This is a genomic window from Pseudarthrobacter sp. Hb11, assembly GCF_059383655.1.
Genome location: NZ_JBWZCM010000007.1, coordinates 166,687 through 174,415 on the forward strand (window position 1 = coordinate 166,687; position 7,729 = coordinate 174,415).

At 66.0% G+C, this 7,729-nt stretch carries 6 protein-coding genes and 1 tRNA gene; 1 reads left to right on the forward strand and 6 read right to left on the reverse strand.

The window, feature by feature from the left end; translation table 11 throughout:
- Window positions 1–264 precede the first annotated feature (264 nt).
- The 3 genes from AC50X7_RS12315 to AC50X7_RS12325 all read right to left on the reverse strand — a co-directional run bounded on the left by AC50X7_RS12315 (window position 265) and on the right by AC50X7_RS12325 (window position 2,904).
- Window positions 265–1,245: a ribose-phosphate diphosphokinase gene (locus AC50X7_RS12315; RefSeq protein WP_494979254.1), complete on the reverse strand. Its 981-nt coding sequence runs from the start codon at window positions 1,243–1,245 to the stop codon at window positions 265–267.
- The gene (gene glmU / locus AC50X7_RS12320; protein WP_494979255.1) at window positions 1,245–2,726 is read right to left on the reverse strand and encodes a bifunctional UDP-N-acetylglucosamine diphosphorylase/glucosamine-1-phosphate N-acetyltransferase GlmU; all 1,482 of its coding nucleotides are present in this window, start codon (window positions 2,724–2,726) and stop codon (window positions 1,245–1,247) included. Before glmU ends, AC50X7_RS12315 begins: the two co-directional genes overlap by 1 nt.
- 106 nt (window positions 2,727–2,832) lie before the next feature.
- Window positions 2,833–2,904: transfer RNA gene (locus tag AC50X7_RS12325), tRNA-Gln, on the reverse strand.
- 189 nt (window positions 2,905–3,093) lie between these two features.
- On the opposite strand from AC50X7_RS12325, the gene AC50X7_RS12330 reads away from it, so the two are divergent.
- Window positions 3,094–3,720, forward strand: coding sequence for a TetR/AcrR family transcriptional regulator (locus AC50X7_RS12330; RefSeq protein ID WP_494979256.1), 627 nt, complete (start codon window positions 3,094–3,096; stop codon window positions 3,718–3,720).
- Window positions 3,721–3,896: 176 nt separating this feature from the next.
- On the opposite strand, the gene AC50X7_RS12335 is transcribed toward AC50X7_RS12330, so the two are convergent.
- The 3 genes from AC50X7_RS12335 to rsmA are packed head-to-tail and all read right to left on the reverse strand — an operon-like array spanning window position 3,897 to window position 7,598.
- Window positions 3,897–5,726, reverse strand: coding sequence for an ABC-F family ATP-binding cassette domain-containing protein (locus AC50X7_RS12335; RefSeq protein ID WP_307095871.1), 1,830 nt, complete (start codon window positions 5,724–5,726; stop codon window positions 3,897–3,899).
- 40 nt (window positions 5,727–5,766) lie between these two features.
- Window positions 5,767–6,729 carry a 4-(cytidine 5'-diphospho)-2-C-methyl-D-erythritol kinase gene (locus AC50X7_RS12340; RefSeq protein ID WP_494979257.1) on the reverse strand — a complete coding sequence of 321 codons (963 nt, stop codon included), beginning with the start codon at window positions 6,727–6,729 and terminating at the stop codon, window positions 5,767–5,769.
- A complete protein-coding gene (gene rsmA / locus AC50X7_RS12345) occupies window positions 6,726–7,598 on the reverse strand; it encodes a 16S rRNA (adenine(1518)-N(6)/adenine(1519)-N(6))-dimethyltransferase RsmA (protein WP_307095875.1) in 873 nt (290 codons plus the stop codon). Before rsmA ends, AC50X7_RS12340 begins: the two co-directional genes overlap by 4 nt.
- Window positions 7,599–7,729: the final 131 nt, after the last annotated feature.

A 7,729-nucleotide genomic window follows, 5' to 3' on the forward strand; every position in this document is an offset into this window, starting at 1 on the left:
AAAACGGTGTTCAGCAAGGGCGGAGGTCTGTCGCGACCTTCAACGCCGGGCGGCCGTGGCCGGACCCATCTTCGAAGGGAGATTCAGACCCAGTCGATAACGGAGACTGCTAACCGGCTCCCGCAGGGGGTACCGGCGCTCTCCCTCGCCAAGGTATCGCTGGAAAGTCTACCAGCGGCGGAACCAAATACTGAAAACGGGCCCCGCCCCCGGCGGCCGATCAACTCAGCCGCTGGGCGCGGGGCCTCCCAACCTCCTGAACCGCTAGGCCTTACCGTCGAACAGGCTGGTGACCGAGCCGTCGTCGAACACTTCCCGGATGGCACGGGCGATCAGCGGAGCGATGGACAGCACGGTCAGCTGCGGGAACCGCTGTGACGCGGTGAGCGGGAGCGTGTTGGTGACCACCACTTCACGGGCGCCGGACTCGGAGAGGCGCTGGGCGGCCGGCTCGGAAAAGACAGCATGCGTGGCGGCGATAATAACGTCCTTGGCCCCCGCGTTCTTCAGCACATTGACGGCACCGGAGATGGTTCCGCCGGTGTCGATCATGTCGTCGATCAGGACGCAGGTGCGTCCCTCGATCTGGCCCACTACGGTCTTTGAAACAGCCTGGTTGGGGACGGTGAGGTCGCGGCTCTTGTGCACAAACGCCAGCGGGGCGCCGCCCAGGCGTTCTGCCCACTGCTCAGCGACGCGGACGCGGCCCGTGTCAGGCGAGACCACGGTGATGTTCTCGGCGTTCACCCGGGTGCGGATGTAGTCGGCGAGCAGCGGGATGGCCATCAGGTGGTCCACCGGGCCGTCGAAGAAGCCCTGAATCTGCGAGGTGTGCAGGTCCACACTCATGATGCGGTCGGCGCCGGCGGTCTTGTACAGGTCTGCCACCAGGCGGGCCGAGATGGGTTCGCGGCCGCGGCCTTTTTTGTCCTGCCGGGCATACGGGTAGAAGGGAGAAACCACAGTGATGCGCTTGGCCGAGGCGCGCTTCAGCGAATCGATCATGATCAGCTGTTCCATTAACCAGTTGTTCAGCGGAGCGGGGTGCGCCTGGATGACAAAAGCGTCCGTTCCGCGGACGCTCTCGCCGGCACGGACGTAGATCTCACCGTTGGCGAAGTCGTAGGCGTCTACCGGGAGGAGGTCGGTGCCGAGCTCCTTGGCGATCTCCCGGGCCAGCTCGGGGTGGGCGCGGCCTGTGGCCAGCACCAGCTTCTTTTCGCCGCGCGCCGTAATTTCGCTCATTATTGCTTGCCCTCTTCTGTAGATGCCGGGGTACTTGAGGTATCTGGGGTGGCTGCCTGGGCCAGTTCGGCGGAGCGGGTGCCAGGGCGGTTCGCGGCTACCCAGCCCTCCGTGTTGCGCTGGGCGGCAACCGTCAGCACGAGTGCGCCCGCCGGGACGTCCTTGCGGATCACCGCGCCGGCGCCGCTGTAGGCACCGTCCCCCACGGTGACCGGGGCAACGAACACTGTATTGGAGCCGGTCCTGACGCCGGAGCCGATTACCGTGCGGTGCTTCTTCTCGCCGTCGTAATTGGCCGTGATATTTCCGCAGCCGATGTTGGTATCCTCACCAATTTCAGCATCGCCGGCATAGCCGAGGTGGGACAGCTTGGAGCCACGGCCGATGGTGACGTTCTTTGTTTCGTAGAACGCGCCGATCTTGCCGCTTTCGCCGAGGACGGTGCCGGGGCGCAGGTACGTAAAGGGTCCGACGGCGGCGTGCTGGCCGATGACCGCCCCTGAACCGTGGGTGCGTACCACCTTGGCGCCCTCACCAATGGTGACGTCCGTGAGAGTCGTGTCGGGGCCGACGACGGCATCCCTCGCCACGGACGTGGCGCCATGCAGCTGGGTGTTGGGCAGGATCCGGACGTCCTCGTCGAGGGTCACGGAAGAGTCGATCCAAGTGGTTGCCGGGTCTACCACCGTGACACCGGCACGCATCCAGGCCTCCACAACTCGCCGGTTCAGCTCGGCGCCCAGGGCGGCAAGCTGGACGCGGTCGTTGGCGCCTTCAACCTGCCAGCGGTCGGCAGTGACGACGGCGGCTACGCGGCCACCTGCCTGCCGGGCCAGTCCGAGGACATCGGTGAGGTATTTCTCGCCCTGGGAGTTGTCGCTGGTGACGTGGGACAGTGCGTCGCGGAGGGCGGCAGCGTCAAAGGCGTAGATGCCGGAGTTGACCTCGCGGATGAGCCGCTCGGCGTCGGAAGCGTCCTTGTGTTCGACGATGCCGGTGACGGTCCCGTCGTCACCGCGCAGGATGCGGCCGTAGCCGGTGGCGTCGTCGAGGACAGCCGTGAGGACGGTGACCGCGTTGGATTCGCGTTCGTGCGTGGCTACGAGCTCGGCCAGCAGGTCTCCGGACAGGAGGGGCACGTCGCCGTAGGTCACCACAACGGTTCCGGTGAGGTGCTGGTCAGCGTCCAGGGTTTCGAGGGCGACCTCCACTGCACGTCCGGTGCCCGGGACAGCGTCCTGGTCGACGATGACGGCAGCAGGGTCCAGCCCGGAAATGTGGCGTGCCACCAGGTCACGTTCGTGCCGGACCACGATGGCGAGCTGCCGGGGATTGATACTGCGTGCGGCCAACAGGGCGTGGCCCACCATGGACCTGCCGCCAATTTCATGAAGAATCTTGGGAGTGCGCGATTTCATCCGCGTACCGGCGCCTGCCGCCAGAACGATGACCGCGGCCGGGCCGGTATTCTCGGGGATCACGTACGGGCTCTCCTTGCTAAATGACGCTGGCGTTTTGCGGTGCCCGCGCGGCCTGAAGCCGTCCCGGCACCGAATGACATCCTACTGAACGCTCCTCGCACAGCAGTTCCGCCCATAGGATTCGAACCTATACTCCACGGCTCCAAAGGCCGGGGTGCTGCCATTACACCAGAGCGGACCGTGCCGAGGCGCTTCGCCTGGGCACAAGTAGTTATTTTGCCACGGGTTCGGGGCGCTGCGCGACACAGGCCGTTCAGGCCCCGGTCCCGCCACGTTTCTGCCCCGTCCCTGCCCCTGTCACGGCACCGTGTTCCGCACCGCAGGTCGGCTGCGATTCCGCCGGCAACGGGTAGTGCATGATGGAAATGTGAGCAACAACCCTCCGCGGACAAGGATGACCGGCCTTCAGCGGCGGAACCAGCTGATCGACGTGGGACGGGGCCTCTTTGCAGTCCGCGGACTTGACGGCACAACCATCGAGGAAATCGCAGCCTCCGCGGGAGTATCCAAGCCGGTCATCTACGAACACTTCGGATCCAAGGAAGGGCTTTATACCCAGGTGGTGGACTTCGAGTTCCGCATCCTCCTGGAGGCCATCAGCGCCGCCCTTACCGAGGAGGCGAAGCCGCGCGTCCTCGTGGAACGGGCCGCCCTGGCACTGCTGACCTACATCGAGGACCGCACCGAAGGGTTCCGGATCCTGATGCGGGACGCCCCGCCGTCGCAGCCCGAGGGCGCCTTTTCCACCCTGCTCTCCCACGTCACCGCCAAAGTCGAGCACATCCTCTCCGACGAATTCGACCGCCGCGGCTTCAGCGCCCGGGACGGCGCCATGTACGCCCAGATGCTCGTCGGCATGGTCGCCATGACCGGCCAGTGGTGGCAGGACAGCCGCGAGCCCGACAAGCACACCGTTGCGGCACACCTGGTAAACCTCGCCTGGAACGGCCTGACCGGCCTCAAAAAAGACCCGGAGCTGATGTCCGAGGGGTAGGTCTGTGCATCAATGTGGTGACTTTCCTACGGGTCCCGAGGGTCACCCTTCACGCTGCAGCTACCGTCCTCGGGGTTCACCTTCCCGGCGCAGTTGCCCTTCGCCGTCGCTTAGACGCGGAAGGGCCGGCTCCGGCACCTAAGCCGGATCCGCCCACCCCGAACGGACGATACGGCTTATTCGCCGAGGACCTCCAGGGCCTCTAACCATTCGAGTTCGAGGGCTTCGCGTTCGCCGGCGAGGTCCTTGAGCTTTTTGTTTTGTTCGGCCAGGGCGTCGAAGTCGTTGTCGGCCGTGCTCTTGACCATGTGGTCGTGGAGCTTCTTTTCCTGCTGTTCGAGTTTGCCGAGCTGGCGTTCGATGCGGTTCTTGGCTTTGCGGGCGTCCCGCTTTTCCGCTTCGGACGGGCCCGTCGGAGCCGTGGCCGCGGACGCTGAAGCACCACTGGTGACGGGGTTGCCGCCACCGGTGATGGTGGAACCGGCCAGGGCGGATTCCCGGAGTTCCAGGTACTGGTCTACGCCGCGCGGCAGGGCACGGATCTTTCCATCGCCCAACAGCGCCATCTGGTGGTCGGTGACGCGTTCCAGCAGGTAGCGGTCGTGGCTGACCACAACGAGCGTTCCCGGCCAGCCATCGAGGACATCCTCGACTGCGGCGAGGGTATCGGTGTCGAGGTCGTTGGTGGGCTCATCGAGCATCAGCACGTTCGGCTCCCCCACGAGCAGGCGCAACAGCTGGAGGCGGCGGCGCTCACCGCCGGACAGATCCTTGACCGGCGTCCACTGCTTCTCGTTGGTGAAGCCGAGCTGCTCCACCAACTGGCCGGCCGTGAACTCCTTGCCGCCCACGTTGAAGGAACGCTTCTCACGCTCGATCACTTCGATGACGCGCAGGTCCGAGACGTCGTCGAGCTCTTTGACCTCCTGGGTCAGCACGGCGGTGACCACGGTCTTGCCGCGCTTGAGCTTGCCGGACGTGGGTTCAATCTGGCCGTTGAGCAGTTTCAGCAGCGTCGTCTTGCCGGCGCCGTTGACGCCCACCAGTCCCAGCCGCTCGCCGGGCGCGAGGCGAAGGGTGATGTTGTCGAAGAGTTTCTGCCCTTCGTCGCCGCCGAGGAAGTCCAGCGAGACGTTTTCCAGGTCGAGCACGTCCTTGCCCAGGCGTGCCGTGGCCATTTTGCTCAGTGCGGTGGAATCCCGGGGTTCCGGCACATCGGCAATGAGGGCGTTGGCCGCCTCGATCCGGAACTTTGGCTTGGCCGTGCGTGCCGGCGCGCCGCGGCGGAGCCAGGCCAGTTCCTTCTTGACCAGCTGCTGGCGTTTGCCCTCCATGACCGCCGCCGAGCGGTCCCGCTCCGCTCGGGCCAGCACGTACGCGGCGTAACCGCCTTCGAAGGGGTCCACGATGCCGTCATGAACTTCCCAGGTCTTGTTGCAGACCTCGTCCAGGAACCAGCGGTCGTGGGTGACCACCAGGAAAGCGCCCTGATTCGCACGCCAGCGCGTTTTCAGGTGCCGGGACAGCCACGCGACGCCCTCCACGTCCAGGTGGTTCGTGGGCTCGTCGAGCATAATGACGTCGTGGTCCTCGATAAGCAGCTTGGCCAGGGCCACGCGCCGCTTCTGCCCGCCGGACAGGGCGTGGACGTTGGCGTGCCAGTCGACGTCGGATACCAGTCCGCCCATGATTTCGCGGATCTGCGGGTTCCGGGCCCACTCATAATCCGCCTGGTCCCCCACGATCGCCGCACCGACCGTCAGGTCGCCGTCGAGCACGTCGCTTTGGTCCAGGTAGCCGACGTTTACGTCGCCGCGCTTGGTGACGCGTCCCGAATCGGGGGTGGACCGCAGCGCCAGCAGGCGCATCAGGGTGGACTTTCCGTCACCGTTCCGGCCAACCATGCCGATCCGGTCGCCCTCTTCAAGTCCGAGGGTAATGCCGTCCAGGACGGTGCGGGTTGCGTAGGAGACCGTCAGGTTCTCGCCGCCAAGAAGGTGTGCCAAAGGGAACTGCTTTCTGCTGCTGAGGTAGGAACTGAACGTCTTACAGAAGGATGTCGGACATGATGCGGGCCCCCGGAACCGGGCCGTGGACGGCGAGGGCGGTCAGGCCGTAACGCCGCAGGTTCTCCGCGAGGCCTTCGGCGGCTACGGGATCATCGGCCAACAGCGCGACGGTTGGACCGGAACCAGAGACGACGCCTGCAACGGCTCCGTGTGCTTCACCTATTCCCAGCGTATCGCGCAGTGAAGGCGACAGTTCGATGGATGCCCGCTGGAGGTCGTTGACCAGGACGCGGCTGAGGGCTTCTGCGTCCCCGCTGCGCAGGGCGGTGAGAATCTGGGGGTCCACTCCTGTTGGTTCGGCCACCTCGATGCCCTCTGCCGCCCGCATCCGGTCCAGCGTCCTGTACACCTCGGGCGTGGGCAGTCCGTAATCCGCCGTGACCAGGACCCAATCGGTCTGGGCCTTGGCCAGTGCCGGAGACAGCTCGTCGCCGAGGCCCAAGCCCACCGCTGTTCCGCCGAGCAGGGAAAAGGGGACGTCGGCGCCAAGCTCGGCGGCAAGGTGCGCCAGTTCTTCACGGGACAGCCCGCTGTTCCAGAGTGCGTCGCAGGCCAGGAGCGTAGCGGCAGCGTCAGCGGACCCGCCGCCCATGCCGCCCGCCACCGGCACGCGTTTCGTGATTTCCAGATGGACGCCGGTGGCGTGCTCGGACACGTCCGCCATGATGGCTGCAGCCTTGTACGCCAGGTTGTTCCCGTCCAGTGGAATATCCACGTCGTCCAGGTCCAGCGTGCTGTCCGGGCTGAGGCTCACCGTGATGCCGGGGGCATCAGTGCTGGTGGCCGCAACTTCCTCGTACAGGGATACGGCAAGGTAGACGCTGGCTACGGAGTGGTAGCCGTCGGGCCGGAGCGGTCCGACGTCCAGGGATACGTTGACCTTGCCGGGCGCTTTCGCGCGGACGGTGCGGGGGGCAAACCGTCCTGCCAGGGCGTTCACGGCCGGGCCTCACGGGCTTCCGCAATCTTCGCGAAGGCGGCGATGTCGATCACTTCGCCCCTCGCTGTGGGGTCGACGCCGGCGGCCACCAGGCAGCGTTCGGCTTCCGCCGCGCTTCCGGCCCAGCCCGCGAGGGCTGCGCGGAGCGTCTTGCGCCGCTGCGCGAAGGCTGCGTCCACCACGGCGAAGACCTGCTCACGGCTGGCGGTGGTGGCAGGGGGCTCGTGGCGGGTGAAGGACACCAGTCCGGAGTGGATCTTGGGGGCGGGCCAGAAAACGTTCATGCCGATGACACCAGCTTTGCGCATGCGGCTGTACCAGGCAGCCTTGACGGACGGCACGCCGTAGGTTTTGGATCCCGGGCCGGCGGCAAGGCGGTCCGCCACCTCGTCCTGGACCATCACCAGGCCGTGCTGCAGGCTCGGGAAGTGCTGCAGCAGATGCAGCACCACGGGGACGGCCACGTTATAGGGCAGGTTGGCCACGAGGGCGGTGGGCTGAACCGGGAGTTCGGTGACCTTCATGGCGTCTGCCTGCACCAGATGGAACGTTCCTGCTGCGGCCGGGCGCCATTCCTTGACCGTGGCAGGAAGTTTTGCGGCAAGTACGGGATCGATCTCCACCGCGACTACGGACGCCGCAGCATCCAGCAGACCGAGGGTCAGCGATCCGAGGCCGGGGCCCACTTCCAAAACGGTCTCGTCCGCACCAACGCCCGCCGCCGCCACAATCCTGCGGATCGTATTGCCATCAATGACGAAGTTCTGGCCGAGGGTCTTGGTGGGCCGGACACCTATCTCTTCCGCCAGCCGGCGTATGTCGGAAGCACCAAACAGCGGTGCGGGCGCGGCGGGGATCGGTTCAGTCACCTAGGTATCCTATCCCGCGCGCCACTTGCGGCCGGCCTGGTTAAATGCCGCGGTCAGAACCCGAAAAACCCGGTCTCGCCCCCCCCCCCCCGAGGGGGGCTGGGTCCGATTTTTGTTCGACGGTGGTAACC

Excerpts from the sequence above, each read along its gene's own strand:
- AC50X7_RS12315 (WP_494979254.1), bottom strand. The coding sequence starts at position 1,245 with ATGAGCGAAATTACGGCGCGCGGCGAAAAGAAGCTGGTGCTGGCCACA.